The following is a 19,278-nucleotide window of genomic DNA, read 5'->3' as shown; positions in this document are numbered from 1 at the left end:
AAGAAAGCGAGAAAAAGCCGCCCACAAAGAGCAAAAAGAGTAAAGGAAAACCCCCACAGAGCGTGTCCCTGTGCGGGTTTGTGGCGGAGAAGGTGGGATTCGAACCCACGTGCCCTTGCGGACAACCGCATTTCGAGTGCGGCTCGTTACAACCACTTCGATACTTCTCCAGGACTGACGCTTATCCATTACAAAGCACCAATGCTTGTTCTATAAAAGAGTGAACCATATGATTATACACGATGATAATGATTTTGGGTAGTGCTTTTCATGAAAAATTCATATTTTTGGGGAATAAATTTCTATACTATGGAAATAATAGAGATGAATACAAAATCTACATATTATAAACCGATTACCCATTTGTTTGGACTTGATAGAATTAAAAAAACCAAAATCGTTCATGAAAAGAGGTGCCAGATGCGGAATATAACGTACACATTTTCTACGGTAGAAGAGTTGGTTGCATTTGTTGGAAGAGCAGAAAAGTGCGATTTTCAAATTGATGTTATCTATAACCATTTGGTTATAGATGGCAAGTCTCTTATGGGAGTTATGGTCATTGGCATCGGAAGACAGGTGGAAATCATCTGTCATAATGAAGCCGCCTGCCCGGAAGAACTGGTGGGAAACGTTGCTTAGCATACAGATTATTTTTCGAATACAGGTCAGTGTTGTTTTATTTATTAAAACGAGACTGGCTTTTTTGTTTTTGCTTTTCCTTGCAAACTGTAATAATTAGGAATATAATTTTAAATTGTCTACGTAGAAAATGTACCAAAGTAATAAATGAAACAGGAGGATTCGTAATGCAGGAAGAAGATCATTCCATAAAAAACACCATACATCATTTTCGAACTTTTCGCTATGTGCTAATATTGGAAGGAATCGCCACAGGAGCTGTTTCTGGAGCTGTGGTAGTGCTTTTTCGATATTTATTAACCTGTGCAGATCAAATGCTTCGGTCGGGACTGGCTTATGGAAAAACTCATTTATGGGTAATTCCTATATGGTTTTTCTGCCTGGCGGCAATGGCAATGGTTGTGGCTGGGCTTTTAAAATGGGAATCCTTTATTTCGGGAAGCGGCATACCGCAGGTGGAGGGAGAGATGATTGGAGAACTGGATCCCTGCTGGTGGAAAATACTTTTAGCAAAACTTAGCGGCGGACTCTTGTCGATTGGTTCTGGTTTGTCCCTGGGCAGAGAGGGTCCAAGCATTCAGTTGGGAGCCATGGCAGCTAAGGGCTTTTCACGGATAACAAAAAGGGCAAGGACCGAAGAAAAACTTCTGATCACCTGCGGAGCCAGTGCAGGCCTTTCCGCCGCCTTTAATGCGCCCATTGCAGGAGTCCTGTTTTCCCTGGAAGAAATACATAAACATTTTTCGGCAGAAGTACTGCTATCAACCATGGCAGCTTCAATTACCGCAGATTTTGTTTCGAGAAATGTCTTTGGACTACAACCTGTCTTTCATTTTCAGATTACTCAGATGATGCCTTTAAGCACCTATGGCCATGTAATATTATTTGGTTTCATTCTTGGAGGAATGGGAATTGTTTACAATACCTGTCTTTCAAAAACTCAGGATTTATTTCAAAAAATTTCGAATGGTACTGTCCGGATTTTTATACCGTTTTTGCTTGCTGGCATCTTTGGTTTTACTTATCCTGTTATCTTGGGAGGAGGTCATTCCTTAGTTGAAAGTCTGACATCAGAATCTATAATGGCAGGTGCACTCTGCATCCTTTTTATATTGAAATTCAGTTTTTCCATGATAAGCTTTGGTTCCGGTGCACCAGGAGGAATATTTTTGCCCCTTCTGGTTCTGGGAGCTGTAATTGGAAATATTTATTTTCAGATTGTAAATCAGATGACAGGCTCACTAAATGGTCTATTGAGCAATTTTATTATACTGGGGATGGCTGGATATTTTTCTGCCATCGTCCGAGCCCCGATTACGGGAATTATTCTGATTAGTGAAATGACAGGGGGATTTTCGCACTTGCTGACGCTGTCTATTGTGTCATTAGTTGCTTATGTGATTCCGGACATGGTCCATTGTGCTCCTGTTTACGATCAGCTTCTTCATCGCCTTCTTAAAAAGTTAAATCCTGAGAGAAAAAATATCTGCTCAGGAAATAAAGTTCTGGTAGAAGGAATGATTTATCACGGAAGTCACGCAGAAGGGAGAAAGGTTTCTGAAATTTTCTGGCCGGTGTCTTGTCTTTTGGTGTCGCTTATGAGAAATGATGGAGAATTTGTTCCAACAGGGGAAACAACCTTGACAGCAGGAGATAAGATTGTAGTTTTGTGTGATGAATCCGTTGAAAAAAAGCTTCATGATGTTATAGAAGAGGTGTGCGAAACTGTGAAGATAGAATAAAAAATATGAATACAGCAGGAATCCTGTCTTTTAGTTGACTTTTTCCTACAAACAGACGTAAACTGTTAGAAAGGCAGAGCAGGAGTTTATGGCATGGAAAGACAGACGAAGAAAAACAATGAAACGCTCGAACAACGAAATCGTGAAAGAGAGCGGCGAAGAAAGTACAAAAAAAGACAACAACGAAAACGAATTATATACATAGTAAGAAATGTGTTGATGCTGACAGTTGCCCTGGCTGTACTGTTAATGGGGATAAGTTTTATATTTCAGTACAATTATGTGGATTTAAAGAAGGTTAAGATGCCGGAGTGGGTGAGTCAGGAATTCATCACCCCGAACCGTTATTCCAGACCTCAGACAGAGATGACAGAGATTAAAGAAATTGTCATTCACTATGTAGCCAATCCAGGAACTACCGCCAGGCAGAACATGGCGTATTTTGATAGTTTAAAGGATCAGACCGGAGAGAAAAAAATATCCGCAAGCAGTCATTTTATAATTGGGCTGGAAGGAGAGATTGTTCAGGGAATTCCTCTTTATGAGATGGCATATGCCACTTCAAAAGAGAAAAATGTGAATACGGTATCCATTGAATGCTGTCATCCCGATGAAACCGGCAAGTTTAATGAAGATACATATGGTTCTCTGGTTCAGTTTACCGCATGGTTATGTAACAATCTGAAGCTTACGGAAAAAGATGTCATTCGTCATTATGATGCCACAGGCAAGGATTGTCCCAGATATTTTGTGGCTCATGAAGATCAGTGGGAGCTGTTCCTGCAGGATGTGAAAAAGGCAAGAAAAGAAATGAAGGAATTGGAATAAAACCAACAATCAGCCGCCACAGGAATGTGACGGCTGATTGCTGTTTTAAAAAGAAATTTATTCTTCCTTTTGCAGAGAGGATTCCAAGAGATAATTTTCCCTTGCTTTAATAATATCATCGGTAATCTGTTTTATAATATTTATAATAGGGATGGCGACAATCATGCCCCATACTCCTGCCACAGCTCCGCCGATGGAAATGCCGATTACAATTAAAGCAGGACTTAAAGAAAAAGAATTGCCCATAAGTTTTGGCTGGATCACATTGGCGTCGATCTGCTGGGTGATAAGCAGAACCACTGCAGTTGCAAGTCCGGTTCCAATGCCGTTGGTGCTGGCAATCACAAGGATGGCAATGATGGTTCCAAAGATAGATCCAAAATAGGGAATAATGTTTAAAACAGCAAGCATGACCCCAAGCGCCATAGCATGTCTGGAACCCAGTATGGTAAATTCAATCGTTGTGATAACACCCAGAATACAGGAATCCAGAAGCTGACAGGAGATGAACTTCTTAAAACTGTCACTTATTATCTGGCTATACCGGAATACCACTTTTTTCGTTCGTTCAGACAAAAAGATTTCAGTCAGATGAATCACATATTTTTTCGCATTGTGTGTTTCCAGCAACAGGTAGATAGAAGAAATAATGGCGATAATCCCGTTGAAGATCACGGAAGTAAAACCAAAAATCACATTCATTGATGTGACAATGTTGGTAAAACCAATGGTTTCCAGTAAAGATTTCAAGCTGACTTTGTTTAGCAGTGTGGTAAAAAACAGATCCAGTTCTTCGGTATTTTCAAGAGGAAGCTGTTTGATTGCCTCTACTGCATTATTATAGTAAGTATTAAAGTTCAAAATAAAATCGGATATATTTCTCTGTAGTGAAGGAATGATAGTGTTAATTGTTACAACAATAATAATAATTAGTAAAATATACACAATTAGAACACTGATTCCTCTTGCTCTTCTCTTTAAGAAATTCCCGTTTGCTTTTTTTAGATATCGTTCCAAAGCGGAACAGGGCATATTTAACAGATATGCAATGACAAATCCATATAAAAATGGGGTTAAAATCTTAAAACCCGCTTTCAGCCATGTTATAACCTCAGCCATGTGCATAATCAGTTTATATGAGATAATGACCAAAATTGCCAATAGCAATCGGGATAAAAAACGTTTGGTTGTTGTTTTCTTTAATAAATTTAAAATAATAAACCTCCTGACCCTGGTGTTAACATTTACGGTTCCAATCGTTGAACGAGACAGCTTTGAGACAAGCCGTGAAGCTATAATAAGATTATAGCCTTCATATGCCACGGATTATTCCGCTCCATAAAGATTTGCATGAATGATCTTCACTGCATCTGCAATACAGTCATTGCAGGGGCGAAGAACGGTTCCAGTCTCAATCCCTTTTAAATCTTTACAGATTACGCTGCCGTTTTGTTCTTTAAAATCGGATAAGCATTGTCTGGAGATCTGGTATGTGCTCTTTTTTGAATCAGGGCTTTCCAGATTGGCGGTACTGTTTTTTAAACCGGAAAGAATGGAAGCAACAGCAATGGCTCCGCAGGTTCCCTCCATATTCCCCATTCCAAGTCCCATGCCTTCTGTAATGCGAAACAGAGTTTCCTCGTTTAAGTCTGTTTTATCAAGAAATGCACAGGATACTGCCTGTGCGCAGTTATAACCCATTGCATGTTTGTTTAAAGCCTCTTTCACTCTTTTTTCTGTTGTTGTTTCTGTCATGTGAATCTTCCTCCTCAGTGCTATAATAGAATTGCATTACGATGCCATCCGGATTGAACGCAGATGAATTCGGTTGAAAATACTGTGAAAAATAAATCCTCCCAGGCAGGTGGCACACAGATACACTGCATTTCCTGCTCTTATGCCATAAGTCACAGCAATCTCATGGAAAACGATCTGGGCAGAAGGGTAATATGGGGAAATATAAAACATATCCGCCTGCCCTAAAGGCCTGGCTGTACGGTTAATTACAGAAGCAACGATGCAGCAGAATAAAAACAAGGGCAGAGTCTCCACAAATCCTTTCCATGTTGTATCGGAACAGCGGGAAAAAGCGATAATCAGTCCGATATAGATTAACAGCAGGTGCCAGAACAGCCCGTGAAGCGTCAGCATCCAGTAAGGCTGGAACAATCCCGTAGGTTCTGCCAGAGCCATAACCCCTCCCAGCAGATTAAAGTCCTGCATAAAGGTATATAACTTTCTTTTCCGGCTATTTCTTTTTATAAAAGGGAGCAGAAGACAGAAATACATGGGAAGGCTGCAAAGCTGAAATGGAAAATACCACCAGTTGTAGGTCTGCCCATTGACAATGTAATATAAAAATAACTGTTTCCATATCTCTGCTCCTGCAAGAATGATGCCGCAGCCTGAAAGCAGTATGGGAAGTTTTTGATTATTTATTCTTCGCTTTGTATAATAAGCCAGTAAAACGACGGCAATCAGCCCCAGGGCAGTAAACAGAATATGAAACAGGGAATAAGGTACAGGCGGATTCATGGGCCATGCTGTTTTCAAAAGAAATTCTTTCATCAATTATTACCTTCATTTCTTTCTTGCTTCTGATTTAAATTATATTATATCGGATGGGCAAAAAACATGCAAGGCAAATGATTTCCTGTATAAATTAAGCCTTTTCTTACGGGGAAGTACTTGATTAATTCCGAAAATATTATATAATGTATATCTAATACCTGATTTTATAATTATGCAAATTTGTGCATATCAAGGAGGAATCATTATGAAGAAGAATGGAATAGTGCTTGCGGCAGCCATCTGTATGGCAGCGATTTTAACAGCATGTGGCGGAACACAGGCAAAGACAGAGACAACACCGGCAGCAGAGAACAAAACTTCCAGTGAGAAGCTGGTTATGGTAACCAATGCAGAATTTCCACCCTATGAATTTCATGATAATAACGAGATTGTAGGAATTGATGCAGACATTGCGAAAGCCATTGCAGATAAAATAGGCGTGGAGCTGGAGATTAAGGATATGGCATTTGATTCCCTGATTCCTGCTGTTCAGTCTGGTAAGGCAGACTTTACAGCGGCTGGCATGACCGTCAGTGAAGACCGCAAGAAGAATGTGGACTTTACAGATACTTATGCGGAAGCAGCACAGGTAATCATTGTAAAAGAGGACAGTGAGATCAAGACTCCCGATGAATTAGAAGGGAAAAAAGTTGGAGTTCAGACTGGAACCACCGGAGATATTTACGCAGATGATATTAAAGATGCCACAGTGGACCGTTATAATAAGGGCATGGATGCGGTTATGGCTCTGACACAAGGTAAGATTGATGCAGTCATCATTGACCGTGAACCTGCAAAGGTATTTGTAAAAGACAACGCTGGATTAAAGGTTCTTGACGAAGCCTTTACCGAAGAAGAATACGCAATTGCAGTGAAAAAGGGAAATACCGAGTTAGTAGAAAAGATAAACGGAGCCATTAAGGAATTAAAGGAATCCGGAGAACTGCAGAAGATTATAGATAAGTATATTACTGCAGAATAAGAGAAGGAAAGAGAGCCATGTGGGAAAAGCTAAAAGATGATTTTTACCTGAATTTTATCACGGACGACCGTTGGAAGTATATTACGGACGGTTTGCAGAACACGTTAAAGATTACGTTTTTTGCAGTAATGATCGGAATTGTGCTGGGATTTCTGGTTGCAATGATTCGTTCCACTTATGAGAATACTCATAAGTTAAAAATTTTAAATGCTATCTGCACCGTATACTTAACAATTATCCGGGGAACGCCAGTAGTTGTACAGCTTATGATCATGTATTTCGTAATTTTTTCGTTCCATGATTTTGGACAGGTCTTTACAGCTATTCTGGCATTCGGAATTAACTCCGGTGCCTATGTGGCGGAGATTTTCCGAAGCGGAATCAGTTCCATTGAGAAGGGACAGTTTGAGGCAGGACGCAGCCTGGGCTTTAATTATGCCCAGACCATGTGGTTCATTATCATGCCTCAGGCTTTTAAAAATGTGGTTCCCACACTGGCGAATGAATTTATTGTACTTTTAAAGGAAACATCTGTTGCAGGATACATAGGACTGCAGGATCTGACAAAAGGCGGCGACATTATCAAAAGCAGGACTTATTCTGCCTTTATGCCTCTGCTTTCCGTGGCTGCTATTTATCTGGTCATGGTTATGGTATTTTCCCACCTTGTGAAGTTACTGGAGAGGAGGCTGAGGAAAAGTGAGCGATGAAAAGACAAACAACCCGCTGATCCAGGTACAGAACCTTGGAAAAAAGTTTGGAGATCTGGAAGTTTTAAAAGATATATCTGTTGACGTTTATAAGGGTGATGTCATCTGTGTCATAGGACCATCCGGTTCAGGCAAGAGTACATTCCTTCGCTGTTTAAACCGTTTGGAAGAACCTTCTGGCGGACACATTCTCTTTGAAGGTGTGGACATTGTGGATAAGAAGACTGATATTGACAAGCACCGCCAGAAGATGGGAATGGTATTTCAGCAATTTAATTTATTCCCTCATATGACAATTTTAAATAATCTGACTCTTGCACCTATGAAGCTGCAGGGGCAAAGCCGTAAAGAAGCAGAAGAACAGGCTTTAAGATTACTTGATAAAGTCGGATTAAAGGATAGAGCTGATGCGTATCCCAACCAGCTTTCCGGCGGTCAGAAACAGCGTATTGCCATTGTTCGTGCTTTGTGCATGAATCCCGATGTTATGCTCTTTGATGAACCAACTTCCGCCCTTGATCCTGAGATGGTAGGGGAAGTTTTAAGTGTTATGAGGGAACTGGCAGAAGAGAAGATGACCATGGTGGTTGTTACCCATGAGATGGGGTTTGCAAGAGAAGTGGCAACCCGTGTTATGTTCATGGACGGCGGATATTTTCTGGAAGAGAATAATCCGGCGGAATTCTTTGCAGGTCCACGCAATGACAGGTTAAAATTATTTTTAAGTAAAGTATTATAAAAGAATGCTCCCGGTGGTTAACCCTGGGAGCATTCTCTGTTTTCAGTTTAAAAAAGTTTTGCCATGGAGTATTGATCCACCCATGAATCTCTGATGCGCATGGAACGGATCAGAGTTCCTTCTATCTGAAATCCCATTTTCTGATACAGATGCAATGCTGTCTGGTTATGAGTCATAACCGTTAGTTCCAGTCTTGTAACATTTTCTTTTTCTGCCCAGCAAAAGAGTTCTTTCAATAAGCATTCCCCATATCCTTTTCTCCTATATTCCTGTCGGATTCCCATGGCAAGATAGGCTGAGTGTCTCATACGTGCAGGTGTATTGCGCTGAGCGGAGAGAAATCCTGCGGCATGGGTCCCTTCAAAAAGAAGCAAAAGTACAGAACCAGAGTTTCTCAGATTAATGATCTGGTTTCTTAGGTCGTCAGAAGTGGAAGTTCGTTCTCCAGGCTCCATCATCATAAATTGTGTTTCATGATCCAACTGTCGAAGCAGTTCTAAAAACTCTCCGGCATCTTCCGGGACTGCCTGTCTGATTATCATTTGCTTTCTTCTCCTTTAAATTTTACTTATTATATCATAACCATCCGGAAATGCAATTGTTCATGCGAACAATCATTGCCCTTTTTTGTAAAATTATGTTAGAATAGGGAAGAGTTTATCTGTATTGAGAGAAAAATAGTAAGAAGGCTGAAAGAAAATGATGTACTGTATGAGTGTGAGTCACAAAAAGGCTCCTGTGGAGATTCGTGAGCGATTTGCGTTTCACGAAGCAGAAAAGAAGGAATTTATGGAACGGATTTTACAAAAAGAATCAATCACCGGTATTGTGATTCTTTGTACCTGCAACCGCAGTGAAGTTTATGTATCCGGAACCAGAGATGCCATTGGAGAACTGCAGCAGGAGATCGCAGATTATAAAACAATCCGTCTGGAAGAACTGTTAAAATACTTAAATATTTATAGTGGAGAGACTGCAATTGCCCATCTTTTTAAAGTTACCTGTGGATTTGATTCTATGGTACTTGGAGAAGATGAGATTCTTGGCCAGGTAAAAGATGCTTACCAGTTGTCAAAAGAACACAAAGCCGTTGATTATGAGATGAATGTTCTGTTCCAGAAAGCGGTGACCAGCGCCAAGCGGATCAAGACCAATACCAATCTTTCTAAGACTCCCTTATCCATCGCCACTTTAGTTGCCAATGAAGTATTTCACTTTGACAATGGTACAGATCGAAAAAAGGTCATGATCATAGGAATGAGCGGGAAGATAGGAAACATCATAACCAGGAATATTATTGCAAAGCCGGGAATGGAAGTGACCGGAACTGTACGAAGACATAATTCCTGTCTGACAGTCAATGTAAAAAGTGACCAGATTAAGGTGGTGGATTATCAGGAACGATACGAATATATGAATGATATGGATGTGGTAATCAGTGCCACATCAGGCCCCCATTATACAGTGACAAAAGAAGAACTTTCCAATGCCCTTTCAAAGGATCGGAAGCGGTTATTTATAGATGTGGCAGTTCCCGTTGATATGGACCCTTTGATCAAAGAACTTTATGGGATCACCCTTTATGATATTGATTATTTTGATACCCTTTCTAAGAATAATACAAAGATCAAGTTAAAGGAACTGGACCGGGCAAAAGCGATTATGGAAGAGGATCTGGATGGAGCAATTAAGGAAGTGGTCTTTCATCCTTATATCCACCGTATGAATGAATTACAGGAAGCTTTTGGAAAAAAAGGTCTGGATACTCTGTTATTTCAGATCAGGGATCACGTAAACAGTGAGGATTTAAAAGTGGTGCTCCGAACCCTTGACGGGCTGGAGCAGTGGATAAAGGAGGGGTAAGTTGTGGCTTATTTTCCGTTTTTTGTGGATCTGGAGGGAAAGAATTGTCTGATTGCAGGAGGAGGAATGGTTGCATACCGGAAGGTGTGTGTTCTGATGGAGTACGGACCAGTGATAAAGGTAGTTGCTCCGGAGATTCTATCTTCTTTGGAAGAACTTGATCATGAATCCGGTGGAAAGCTTCAGCTAGATTACCGGAAGTTTGAAGCATCGGATCTGGAAGGAATGGATTTTGCCATAGCTGCCACCGGAGATGAAGCACTAAACCGGAAGATCTCTTCTCTTTGCAAAGAAAGGAACATGCCTGTTAACGTTGTGGATGTTCAGGAAGAATGCAGTTTTATTTTTCCCGCTTTGATCAAAGAAAAGAACATTACCATAGGCATTTCTACAGGAGGCAGTTCCCCTACCATTGCCCAGTACTTAAAACGGAAATTCAAACAGGCTGTTCCAGAAGGATTTGGCGATCTGGCACAGCAGCTGAAGTCTTACCGGGAGATTGTAAAGGAGAAAGTGGCAGATGTTTCTGTACGGACGGATATATTTAAAACCATGGTGGAAGAGGGAATCCGGCAGGGAGGAACTTATACCAGAGAACAGGCAAATGAGCTGATAGAGAGGAAACTTGCAGAAGATGAAGGAACAAACCATACGCATCGGAACCAGGAGAAGTGAGCTGGCGGTTGTTCAGACCAGACTGGTGGCTGACGCTCTTTCTAGAACTGGAAAAGGGATTAAAACAGAACTGGTATTAAAGCAAACAGAAGGGGACCGGATTCTTGATAAGCCTCTTCTGGAATTTGGGGGAAAGGGCGTGTTCGTGACGGAATTTGAGCAGGCCCTTTTGCGTGGTGAGATTGATCTGGCTGTTCACAGCGCAAAAGATATGCCCATGGAACTGGAAGAGGGGCTGGATATTGTGGCTGTTCTTGAAAGAGAAGATCCCAGAGATGTTTTAGTCACTCGTTCCAGCAGCACCTTATCCGGAAAAAAGGAATTTGTCATAGGAACCTCCAGTTTAAGGAGAAAGATCCAGATTGAGGAGTTAGGAAAACGTCTTTGGCCGGACGTAACGGTCCGCTGTGAAAATTTACGGGGGAATGTCCAGACCCGTCTTAGAAAACTGGAGGAGGGGAATTACGATGGAATTCTACTTGCGGCGGCAGGACTGAAACGGCTGGGGCTTTGGGAAGATCAGCGTTTCCATTACCATTGTTTTGACTGTGAATCATTTATTCCCGCAGGAGGACAGGGAATCCTGGCAGTAGAAGGCTGTGTAAATGCAGATCTGAAACCGGTCTATAAACTTGTGGATCACGAGGAGACAAGAACGTGTCTTTCTTTGGAGCGGAGCATATTACGGCTGTTAAATGCAGGCTGTCATGAACCTGTTGGAGTGTATGCAAGGATTGTGGAGGAAACGATGGAAGTCTTTGGAATCAGCAAAAGAGGGGAAGAGACAAAGAAGATTCACCTGACAGGAAGTATAGATGAACTGGATCAACTGGCAGAACAAGCCGCTGACGGTCTTTTATAAAAGGAGGAAATATGAATAAAACAGGAGTTGTCTATCTGGTAGGCGCAGGTCCTGGTGATCCGGGACTGATTACGGAAAAGGGACTTTTGAGACTGAAAAACTGCGATACCGTTGTTTACGATTCTCTTTTATCAGACCGTCTTCTTCTTGAGGTTCCAGATCACTGTGAAAAGATCTATGTAGGAAAACGGGCAGGTTCCCATTCCATGAAACAGGAAGAGATTAACGGGTTATTGGTAGAATTGGCTAAAAAGGGACACAATGTTGTCCGTTTAAAAGGCGGAGACCCTTTTGTGTTCGGGCGGGGCGGAGAAGAGGTTCTGGCTCTTGCGGAGGAAGGAATTCCATATGAAGTGGTTTCAGGAGTGACTTCTGCAGTGGCAGCACTTGCCAGTGCCGGAATTCCGGTAACCCATCGGGGATTAAGCCGCAGTTTTCATGTGATGACCGGACATACTCTGTCTTCTGAAGGAACCTTACCTCCTGATTTTAATGCGTTTGCAAAACTCTCTGGAACCCTGGTTTTTCTCATGGGTCTTGGCAATCTTTCTCTGATTGTAAAGGGACTGATACAGCAGGGAAAAGGAAAAGAAACTCCCGCTGCAGTCATAGAAAGCGGCACCCTTCTGGAACAGAGAGTGGTTCGCGGCACGTTATTGGATATAGAAGAAAAGGTTTTACAGTCAAAGATTAAAAGTCCTGCGATTATTGTGGTGGGCGAGGTAGCCTCTCTTGATTTTTCTTCTACTTTCCAGGCACCGTTATATGGCTGCCGGGTGGGAATAACGGGAACTGCCTCTTTTCGCCAGAGACTGAGAAAGGAACTGACTTCTCTTGGTGCGGCGGTATGGGATTGCCTGACCCTTTCCCTACAAACTTATCGGAAAGAAAGCTGCATGAAGTCCATCTACGAGAGTCTGTCAGCTTATACCTGGATTGTATTTACCAGCGCCAACGGGGTAAGGGAATTTTTTACCGGACTTATGGAATGGGGCAGAGATTACCGGGCAGTTGGTGCTGTGAAGTTTGCAACTGTGGGAAAAGGAACCGGAGATGAGCTGCTAAAACATGGATTCCGGTCTGACTTTACCCCAAGGCAGTATCAGGTAAAGGATTTAGCCCAGGGGCTGGTATCACGGTTGTCAAAAGAAGACCGGGTTTTGATTCCAAGATCACGAAAAGGTTCCAGAGAATTAAACCAGATCTTTGATCAGGCAGAGGTTTCTTATGATGATGTGATTCTCTACGAGGTATGCGGTGACAGAACTCACCTCAGACAAAAGGATGGAAAAGAAAAGCTGGATTATCTTGTTTTTGCCAGTGCTTCTGGAGCAGAGGCATTTTTTGAAGGAATCACATGGAAGGAAATGGAAGCGTTAAAGAAGCAGCGGATTGTGTGTATTGGTGATATCACAGCAGCAAAACTAAATGGATATGGAAGAAAAGCAGATTTAATTGCAGAAGAATACAGCATTTCCGGTCTGGCAGAAGTTCTTTGCAGGGATTATAACCAGTCTGGGAAATCTGAATCAGAAGAGGGAGAATGTGATCATGAAGTTTGAAACATCAAAAACACTATTTGAAGAATCCAGAGATTATTTTCCTGGAGGAGTTAACAGTCCGGTACGGGCTTTTGGTTCCGTAGGCGGCACTCCTGTTTTTATTAAACGGGCATCCGGTTCCCATATCTATGATGAAGACGGCAATGAATATATTGATTATGTAAACTCATGGGGACCCTGCATTCTGGGGCATGGATATGAGCCTGTAATAGAAGCGGTACGGGAAGCCTGTCTGTCTGGTTTATCCTTTGGAGCACCAACCAGAAAAGAACTGACCTTAGGCAGATTAATTCAGGAATGTATTCCTTCCATGGAGATGATGCGCATGGTAAGTTCAGGAACAGAAGCGGTTATGAGTGCCATTCGTGCAGCAAGAGGATTTACCGGAAGAGATAAGATTATCAAGTTTAAAGGCTGTTATCATGGACATTCTGACGGACTGTTGGTAAAAGCTGGTTCCGGAGCATTAACCGGTTCTGCACCAGACAGTGCCGGAGTGCCCGCTTCCTTTACAGAACATACCTTACTTGCCCAGTACAATGGAGAAGATTCCGTTAAGACTTTATTTGAAAAATTTCCAGATGAGATCGCTGCCATTGTGGTGGAACCGGTTGCTGCCAATATGGGGCTGGTTCCTCCAAAACCCGGATTTCTCCAATTTTTGAGAGAGATCGCCACCCGTTATGGAGCTGTTTTAATCTTTGATGAAGTCATTACCGGATTCCGTATGGGAATTGGGGGAGCACAGGGATATTATAAGGTGATTCCCGATATGACCACTCTTGGGAAGATTGCAGGCGGAGGTATGCCCATGGGTGTGTATGGGGGAAAAAGAGAGATTATGGAAACAGTTTCTCCTGTGGGAAATGTGTATCAGGCAGGAACTCTTTCTGGCAATCCAATCGCCACAGCCGCCGGAATTGCTACGGTAAAAGCGTTAATGGAACATCCGGAGATCTATCCGGCTTTAGAGGAAAAGGCGAAAAAGTTGACCAGTGCATTAAAGGAAACACTTCCAGATACCTGCATCAATCAGGCAGGTTCTCTCTTTAGCGTATTCTTTTCAAAAACTCCTGTAGTGGACTATGATACAGCTCTTACCTCAGATACGGCAAAATATGCCAGGTATTTTCACTATCTGCTTGATCATGGGATTTATACGGCTCCTTCCCAGTTTGAGATTCTGTTTTTGTGTGCGGCTCATACGGAGGAAGATATTGAAAAAACCTGTAGGATTATAAAAAAAGGGGCTGTAAATTGCCTGTAAAGAGAATGATTCAGGCTGGAGACTGGTACGAACCCGTACACTCCAGCCTGTTTCTTTTATGTCCTAAAAAAGCCAATAGAGTCCAAATTGAGTAGAATTCTAAAAATTACATAAATTGTATTAACATTTGAAATATCTATTGATAAATAATCGAATTTGGTATATTTTATTCTTAGAGGAGGGCTCAATATATGGACTATTTGGTTGTATATACTAGCAAAACCGGAAATACTCAAAAGGTAGCCATGAAAATATTTGAGACGCTTCCAGGAAAATCCAAAGACATTGTCAGTCTGGAGGAGTTAAACAAAGAGGAAGCGGACACCTATTTTGTGGGATTCTGGAATAACCGGGGAACCTGCAGGACAGAGATGATGGATTTCCTTTCCAGTCTGCACGGGAAACGGGTTGCACTGTTTGGAACCTGCGGACTTATGGGAAACAGTGATTATTTAAAACAGGTGGAACGGCAGGTGTCTGCGTTCCTTTCAGAGGATAATGAATACCTTGGCTGCTTTTTATGCGGAGGAAAATTAGGCCCCGCTATATTGGAGAAATACAGGCAGATGCAGGCGGTAAATGATACGCCCCAGATCAGAACACTAATTTCTGCTTATGAAGATGCAATGCTTCACCCCAATGAGAAAGATTTGGAAAATGCCAGCCGGTTTGTCCGGTCTGTTCTGACATTGGTAACGAAAGAAAAGGAGGAGTAAGATGGGATTAAAAGATGATAATGATTCTGGTAAAAAGCCCAATAAGTCATTTGTTTATTACTATGCTATTGTGATTATACTCATGATCATATTCAATGCCATGGCAGTGCCGTGGATGCAGTCTAAGACAATGACAGAGGTGCCATACAGCACATTTTTAGAGATGATTGATGAGGGAAAAGTTCAGGCGGTTGCAAGAACAGAATCCGAGATTCAGTTTAAATCCGATACAGGGACAAAGGACTGGGAAGGGAAACCGGTATTCAAGGTTTATAAAACAGGTCCATGGCCGGATGATACCTTAAAAGACAAACTGGTCGCCCATAATATCCAGTTTGAAAAGACCATCGTAACCCAGATGTCTCCTCTGCTTACTTTTTTACTTACCTGGATTGTTCCGATTCTGATTTTTGTATTTCTGGGTAACTTTTTATCCAGACAGCTTCAAAAACGCATGGGAGGCGGTTCCAATGCCATGTCTTTTGGAAAATCCAATCCAAAGATTTATGCGGAGTCAGAAACGGGAAAGACCTTCCGTGATGTAGCTGGACAGGAAGAAGCAAAAGAAGCATTAAAGGAAATCGTAGACTTTCTTCACAACCCTCAGAAGTATGCAGACATCGGTGCTTCTTTGCCGAAAGGAGCCTTATTAGTAGGACCTCCCGGAACAGGAAAAACCCTTCTTGCAAGAGCGGTAGCAGGAGAAGCACATGTTCCGTTTTTCTCCATATCAGGTTCTGAGTTCGTAGAGATGTTTGTGGGTATGGGAGCTGCAAAGGTCCGTGATTTATTTAAACAGGCGAATGATAAAGCACCCTGTATCGTTTTCATTGATGAGATTGATACCATAGGAAAGAAACGTGACGGAGGCGGATTCAGCGGCAATGATGAAAGAGAACAGACCTTAAATCAGTTGTTGGCTGAGATGGATGGATTTGACGGTAAGAAAGGCGTTGTGATTCTTGCAGCAACCAACCGTCCGGATTCTCTGGATAAGGCACTGTTAAGACCGGGCCGGTTTGACCGGAGAATCCCGGTGGAACTTCCGGACTTAAATGGAAGAGAAGCAATCTTAAAAGTACACGGGAAAAACGTGAAGCTGTCTGATGATGTGGATTTCCATGGAATTGCACTGGCTACATCAGGTGCCAGTGGCGCAGAGCTTGCCAATATTATCAATGAAGCAGCTTTAAGAGCGGTTCGTATGGGAAGAAAAACTGTTATGCAGAGAGATCTGGAGGAAAGCGTGGAAGTGGTTATCGCAGGATACCAGAAAAAAGACGCTTCCATCAATGTGGAAGAAAAGAAGATTATTGCCTATCATGAAGTAGGACATGCCCTGGTAGCAGCTTCCCAGACCCACTCCGCACCAGTTCATAAGATCACCATTATTCCAAGAACCTCAGGTGCCCTTGGTTACACCATGCAGGTGGATGAAGAGGAACGGCACCTTCTGACAAAAGAAGCAGCATTGAATAAGATTGCAACATTTACAGGAGGAAGAGCCGCGGAAGAACTGATCTTTGAGACCGTGACCAGCGGAGCCTCCAATGATATTGAACAGGCGACAAGAATCGCAAGAGCCATGGTAACCCGTTATGGTATGACCGAGGAGTTTGACATGGTTGCATTAGAGACTGTGACCAATCAGTATTTAGGCGGTGATACCTCTCTTGCCTGTTCCCAGGAGACTGCAAGAAAGATTGATGAGGCAGTCATACGAATTGTCAGAGAACAGCATCAGAAAGCCATCCAGATATTAAAAGATAACTTAAAAAAGCTTCATGAAATCGCAGAATACCTTCTGGAACGGGAAACCATTACAGGAGAAGAATTCATGGAAATCTTCCGCAGAGAAGCGATATAAGGAAAGAAAGAATCAGAGCTGAAACCTGCTTTGGTTCTTTTTTTTAATGCCTTCTAAGTCAAAGTCAGGGGTATACTCTTCCTTTGCACTGCTCTTTTCCTGCATAAATCCCTGATCCAGACCGAGGTTTATGGCTTCCTTTAAAACGGTATTGTATTCATAAGTCGTAATCCTCCGGTTGATCTCCGGATAATCCTTACTGTGAAAGAAGGGGGTATATTGACTTAAAAGGCTGATGTAGTACATTCCGTCCGGCAGGTTGTTCTTCATCCAGTGGAGAAGATTGATGGAATCTTTTCTTCCGCCAGGCAGGATCATATGCCGTATAATTACCCCTTTTGTTATGATCCCCTTACAATCAAACCGGGGAGCGCCGGTCTGGTCAATCATTTGAAGAATTGCTTCTGCAGCAGACTCAAAATAATCCGAAGCTTTGCTGTATCGGAAAGAAAGCTCTGGACTTTGATATTTTAAATCTGGAAGCCAGATGTCCACATAGTCTTTTAAGGCTTTTATGATAGAAGCGGATTCATAACCTCCGCAGTTATAGACAACTGGAATGGTAAGCTTGTCTTTCACCAGATCCAGTGCTTCTAAAATGGAGGGCAGATACTGGGTGGCAGTGACTAGATTTAAGTTGTGGGCACCCTGATCCTGGAGGTCTAAGAAGATGTCTGCCAGTTCTTCTTCTGTAAGTTCTTCACCCGCCCCCTCCTGACTGATGGTGTGGTTCTGGCAAAAGCAACACCGCAGCGTGCAGCCGGAGAAAAATATGGTACCGCTTCCTCTGGAGCCGCTGATACAAGGTTCCTCCCAGTGATGAAGTGCGGCGCGTGCCGCTTTTATGGTGTCAGTACAACCGCACAGACCTTTTATGGTATGTCGGTTGACCCTGCATTTTCTGGGACAGAGCGTGCAGGATTCGTATAGATATTTATAATTCATGGAGATCTCCTGTCATTGACAAAGTGACTGTTGTACGTTACTATAAGAAACAATGGGTTTTTATGCGTTGCGTGTCAAGATAAATTATATACCAGTGGCCAGGGTTTTTCCACTCTGTTTTGGAGAAGCAGGAAGACCGTGCCGGAATCAGAGACAGCGGACGCATACCCGGAATTAAGCAGTTTTCAGACTTGCCCAATCAGAGGAGATTGTATGAATACCATGGAACCGATCCGCTTAAAGGATCAAAAAACACAAAAGAACGGACAAGACGCCTGGAAAAGAGCCCTTTCTCATGGGTTTCAAAAGACCATACCAGTGATGGCAGGATACCTGGTTTTAGGAGCGGCATATGGCATTCTCATGAGGAATAACGGGTATGGAATCTGGTGGCCCCTTCTCATCAGCGTGTTTGTATACGCTGGAAGCCTTCAGTACCTTGGAATTACGTTTTTTATAGCAGCGGTGAATCCTCTCTATGCTTTTTTTATGTCCCTGATGCTCAATGCAAGGCATTTGTTTTATGGCATATCCATGCTTGACCGGTACAAAGGTTCCGGCAGATTAAAACCATATTTGATTTTTTCCCTGACAGATGAGACGTTTTCTGTTGTATGTAATGAGAATTCACCAGAAGGGGTGAATCAAAATCTGGTGTATTTTTTTATTTCCCTGCTGGATCATATATATTGGGTTTTAGGGGCATTGCTGGGTGCCATAGCAGGAGGAATGATTCCCTTTGATACGGCGGGTATGGACTTTGCGCTGACGGCTCTGTTTGTGGTTATATTCACAGATCAGTGGAAATCCGGTCAGGGGCATAAGTCTGCGCTGACGGGAATTGCAGCTTCTGTCATCTGTCTGAAAGTATTTGGACAAAGTGTGTTTATTGTGCCGGCGATGATTCTTATTTTAATCGTGATCACTGCAGGATATTATAGAGAAAAGAAAAAGGAGGGACAGTCATGAACCAGGAGACTATAAGATTTGGAATTCTCGTAGCAGTGATGATTCTGGCTACGGTTATTACCCGTTTCCTTCCATTTCTTTTATTTCCGGCAGGAAAGCAAACCCCCAGATACGTTCTTTACCTGGGAAAGACGCTTCCTTATGCCACCATTGGTCTTTTGGTGGTTTATTGCTTAAAAGGGGCGATATTTTCTGCATTTCCTTATGGGGCAGCAGAGTTTCTATCCATTGCAGTGGTTATCCTTCTCCACTGTTGGAAAGGCAATTCCCTGATAAGCATCGGAGCAGGAACTGCCTTTTACATGGTTCTGATCCAGACTGTATTCCATTAAGATGGT

Annotated in this window: 20 protein-coding genes and 1 tRNA gene; 15 read left to right on the top strand and 6 right to left on the bottom strand. The window is 42.4% G+C overall.

Annotated elements, in window-relative coordinates:
- Positions 1-81: 81 nt before the first annotated feature.
- Positions 82-170 (bottom strand) — tRNA-Ser (locus FAY33_RS11325).
- Between the two features lie 154 nt (positions 171-324).
- On the opposite strand from FAY33_RS11325, the gene FAY33_RS11320 reads away from it, so the two are divergent.
- From FAY33_RS11320 to FAY33_RS11310, 3 genes are all read left to right on the top strand, one after another.
- Positions 325-642 (top strand): HPr family phosphocarrier protein, encoded by a 318-nt coding sequence (locus FAY33_RS11320; RefSeq protein WP_243126705.1) that lies wholly within the window; start codon positions 325-327, stop codon positions 640-642.
- A gap of 167 nt (positions 643-809) precedes the next feature.
- Positions 810-2,384, top strand: coding sequence for a ClC family H(+)/Cl(-) exchange transporter (locus FAY33_RS11315; protein WP_143321334.1), 1,575 nt, complete (start codon positions 810-812; stop codon positions 2,382-2,384).
- Between the two features lie 93 nt (positions 2,385-2,477).
- Complete coding sequence (locus FAY33_RS11310; protein WP_143321333.1) at positions 2,478-3,212, top strand: peptidoglycan recognition family protein; 735 nt, start codon at positions 2,478-2,480, stop codon at positions 3,210-3,212.
- A gap of 57 nt (positions 3,213-3,269) precedes the next feature.
- Here the strand turns inward: FAY33_RS11310 and FAY33_RS11305 are convergent, their stop codons facing one another.
- The 3 genes from FAY33_RS11305 to FAY33_RS11295 are packed head-to-tail and all read right to left on the bottom strand — an operon-like array spanning position 3,270 to position 5,780.
- Entirely contained in the window at positions 3,270-4,535 is a 1,266-nt protein-coding gene (locus FAY33_RS11305; protein WP_143321332.1) for an AI-2E family transporter, read from the bottom strand.
- Between the two features lie 3 nt (positions 4,536-4,538).
- Positions 4,539-4,967 (bottom strand): C-GCAxxG-C-C family protein, encoded by a 429-nt coding sequence (locus tag FAY33_RS11300; RefSeq protein ID WP_143321331.1) that lies wholly within the window; start codon positions 4,965-4,967, stop codon positions 4,539-4,541.
- Positions 4,968-5,003: 36 nt separating this feature from the next.
- Positions 5,004-5,780 carry a YwaF family protein gene (locus FAY33_RS11295; RefSeq protein WP_143321330.1) on the bottom strand — a complete coding sequence of 259 codons (777 nt, stop codon included), beginning with the start codon at positions 5,778-5,780 and terminating at the stop codon, positions 5,004-5,006.
- 208 nt (positions 5,781-5,988) lie between these two features.
- On the opposite strand from FAY33_RS11295, the gene FAY33_RS11290 reads away from it, so the two are divergent.
- The 3 genes from FAY33_RS11290 to FAY33_RS11280 are packed head-to-tail and all read left to right on the top strand — an operon-like array spanning position 5,989 to position 8,214.
- On the top strand, positions 5,989-6,765 hold the full coding sequence (locus FAY33_RS11290; protein WP_143321329.1) for a basic amino acid ABC transporter substrate-binding protein: 777 nt from the start codon (positions 5,989-5,991) through the stop codon (positions 6,763-6,765).
- 17 nt (positions 6,766-6,782) lie between these two features.
- Entirely contained in the window at positions 6,783-7,475 is a 693-nt protein-coding gene (locus FAY33_RS11285) for an amino acid ABC transporter permease (RefSeq protein WP_143321328.1), read from the top strand.
- Between the two features lie 16 nt (positions 7,476-7,491).
- Complete coding sequence (locus FAY33_RS11280; RefSeq protein WP_185967601.1) at positions 7,492-8,214, top strand: amino acid ABC transporter ATP-binding protein; 723 nt, start codon at positions 7,492-7,494, stop codon at positions 8,212-8,214.
- 47 nt (positions 8,215-8,261) lie between these two features.
- Here the strand turns inward: FAY33_RS11280 and FAY33_RS11275 are convergent, their stop codons facing one another.
- Entirely contained in the window at positions 8,262-8,756 is a 495-nt protein-coding gene (locus FAY33_RS11275) for a GNAT family N-acetyltransferase (protein WP_143321326.1), read from the bottom strand.
- 157 nt (positions 8,757-8,913) lie between these two features.
- On the opposite strand from FAY33_RS11275, the gene hemA reads away from it, so the two are divergent.
- From hemA to ftsH, 7 genes are all read left to right on the top strand, one after another.
- A complete protein-coding gene (hemA, locus tag FAY33_RS11270) occupies positions 8,914-10,077 on the top strand; it encodes a glutamyl-tRNA reductase (RefSeq protein WP_243126704.1) in 1,164 nt (387 codons plus the stop codon).
- A gap of 3 nt (positions 10,078-10,080) precedes the next feature.
- Positions 10,081-10,752 (top strand): bifunctional precorrin-2 dehydrogenase/sirohydrochlorin ferrochelatase, encoded by a 672-nt coding sequence (locus FAY33_RS11265; protein WP_143321325.1) that lies wholly within the window; start codon positions 10,081-10,083, stop codon positions 10,750-10,752.
- Positions 10,712-11,614, top strand: coding sequence for a hydroxymethylbilane synthase (hemC, locus tag FAY33_RS11260; RefSeq protein ID WP_143321324.1), 903 nt, complete (start codon positions 10,712-10,714; stop codon positions 11,612-11,614). Before FAY33_RS11265 ends, hemC begins: the two co-directional genes overlap by 41 nt.
- An 11-nt stretch (positions 11,615-11,625) precedes the next feature.
- Positions 11,626-13,176, top strand: a complete 1,551-nt coding sequence (gene cobA / locus FAY33_RS11255) for a uroporphyrinogen-III C-methyltransferase (RefSeq protein ID WP_143321323.1) — start codon at positions 11,626-11,628, stop codon at positions 13,174-13,176.
- On the top strand, positions 13,166-14,443 hold the full coding sequence (gene hemL / locus FAY33_RS11250) for a glutamate-1-semialdehyde 2,1-aminomutase (RefSeq protein WP_143321438.1): 1,278 nt from the start codon (positions 13,166-13,168) through the stop codon (positions 14,441-14,443). Before cobA ends, hemL begins: the two co-directional genes overlap by 11 nt.
- Positions 14,444-14,634: 191 nt before the next feature.
- The gene (gene bilS / locus FAY33_RS11245) at positions 14,635-15,159 is read left to right on the top strand and encodes a flavodoxin family protein BilS (RefSeq protein WP_143321322.1); all 525 of its coding nucleotides are present in this window, start codon (positions 14,635-14,637) and stop codon (positions 15,157-15,159) included.
- Between the two features lies 1 nt (position 15,160).
- On the top strand, positions 15,161-17,026 hold the full coding sequence (gene ftsH, locus FAY33_RS11240; protein ID WP_143321321.1) for an ATP-dependent zinc metalloprotease FtsH: 1,866 nt from the start codon (positions 15,161-15,163) through the stop codon (positions 17,024-17,026).
- A 12-nt stretch (positions 17,027-17,038) separates the two neighbouring features.
- On the opposite strand, the gene FAY33_RS11235 is transcribed toward ftsH, so the two are convergent.
- Complete coding sequence (locus tag FAY33_RS11235; RefSeq protein WP_143321320.1) at positions 17,039-17,971, bottom strand: radical SAM protein; 933 nt, start codon at positions 17,969-17,971, stop codon at positions 17,039-17,041.
- 138 nt (positions 17,972-18,109) lie between these two features.
- On the opposite strand from FAY33_RS11235, the gene FAY33_RS11230 reads away from it, so the two are divergent.
- Positions 18,110-18,940 (top strand): AzlC family ABC transporter permease, encoded by an 831-nt coding sequence (locus FAY33_RS11230; RefSeq protein WP_347562685.1) that lies wholly within the window; start codon positions 18,110-18,112, stop codon positions 18,938-18,940.
- Positions 18,937-19,272 (top strand): AzlD domain-containing protein, encoded by a 336-nt coding sequence (locus tag FAY33_RS11225; protein WP_143321319.1) that lies wholly within the window; start codon positions 18,937-18,939, stop codon positions 19,270-19,272. The genes FAY33_RS11230 and FAY33_RS11225 overlap by 4 nt, the downstream gene beginning before the upstream one ends.
- Positions 19,273-19,278 lie beyond the last annotated feature (6 nt).

Origin of the sequence: Clostridium sp. HBUAS56010, assembly GCF_007115105.1 — a bacterium.
Classification (GTDB): Bacteria; Bacillota; Clostridia; order Lachnospirales; family Lachnospiraceae; genus Lacrimispora.
This window is presented reverse-complemented; position numbering and strand designations above follow the sequence as displayed.

Bases quoted from the DNA above. Each gene is read 5' to 3' on its own strand.
- FAY33_RS11320 (WP_243126705.1), top strand. From the start codon at position 325: ATGAATACAAAATCTACATATTATAAACCGATTACCCATTTGTTTGGA.
- FAY33_RS11315 (WP_143321334.1), top strand. From the start codon at position 810: ATGCAGGAAGAAGATCATTCCATAAAAAACACCATACATCATTTTCGA.
- FAY33_RS11310 (WP_143321333.1), top strand. From the start codon at position 2,478: ATGGAAAGACAGACGAAGAAAAACAATGAAACGCTCGAACAACGAAAT.
- FAY33_RS11300 (WP_143321331.1), bottom strand. From the start codon at position 4,967: ATGACAGAAACAACAACAGAAAAAAGAGTGAAAGAGGCTTTAAACAAA.
- FAY33_RS11295 (WP_143321330.1), bottom strand. From the start codon at position 5,780: ATGAAAGAATTTCTTTTGAAAACAGCATGGCCCATGAATCCGCCTGTA.
- FAY33_RS11290 (WP_143321329.1), top strand. From the start codon at position 5,989: ATGAAGAAGAATGGAATAGTGCTTGCGGCAGCCATCTGTATGGCAGCG.
- FAY33_RS11285 (WP_143321328.1), top strand. From the start codon at position 6,783: ATGTGGGAAAAGCTAAAAGATGATTTTTACCTGAATTTTATCACGGAC.
- FAY33_RS11275 (WP_143321326.1), bottom strand. From the start codon at position 8,756: ATGATAATCAGACAGGCAGTCCCGGAAGATGCCGGAGAGTTTTTAGAA.
- hemA (WP_243126704.1), top strand. From the start codon at position 8,914: ATGATGTACTGTATGAGTGTGAGTCACAAAAAGGCTCCTGTGGAGATT.
- hemC (WP_143321324.1), top strand. From the start codon at position 10,712: ATGAAGGAACAAACCATACGCATCGGAACCAGGAGAAGTGAGCTGGCG.
- cobA (WP_143321323.1), top strand. From the start codon at position 11,626: ATGAATAAAACAGGAGTTGTCTATCTGGTAGGCGCAGGTCCTGGTGAT.
- hemL (WP_143321438.1), top strand. From the start codon at position 13,166: ATGAAGTTTGAAACATCAAAAACACTATTTGAAGAATCCAGAGATTAT.
- bilS (WP_143321322.1), top strand. From the start codon at position 14,635: ATGGACTATTTGGTTGTATATACTAGCAAAACCGGAAATACTCAAAAG.
- ftsH (WP_143321321.1), top strand. From the start codon at position 15,161: ATGGGATTAAAAGATGATAATGATTCTGGTAAAAAGCCCAATAAGTCA.
- FAY33_RS11235 (WP_143321320.1), bottom strand. From the start codon at position 17,971: ATGAATTATAAATATCTATACGAATCCTGCACGCTCTGTCCCAGAAAA.
- FAY33_RS11225 (WP_143321319.1), top strand. From the start codon at position 18,937: ATGAACCAGGAGACTATAAGATTTGGAATTCTCGTAGCAGTGATGATT.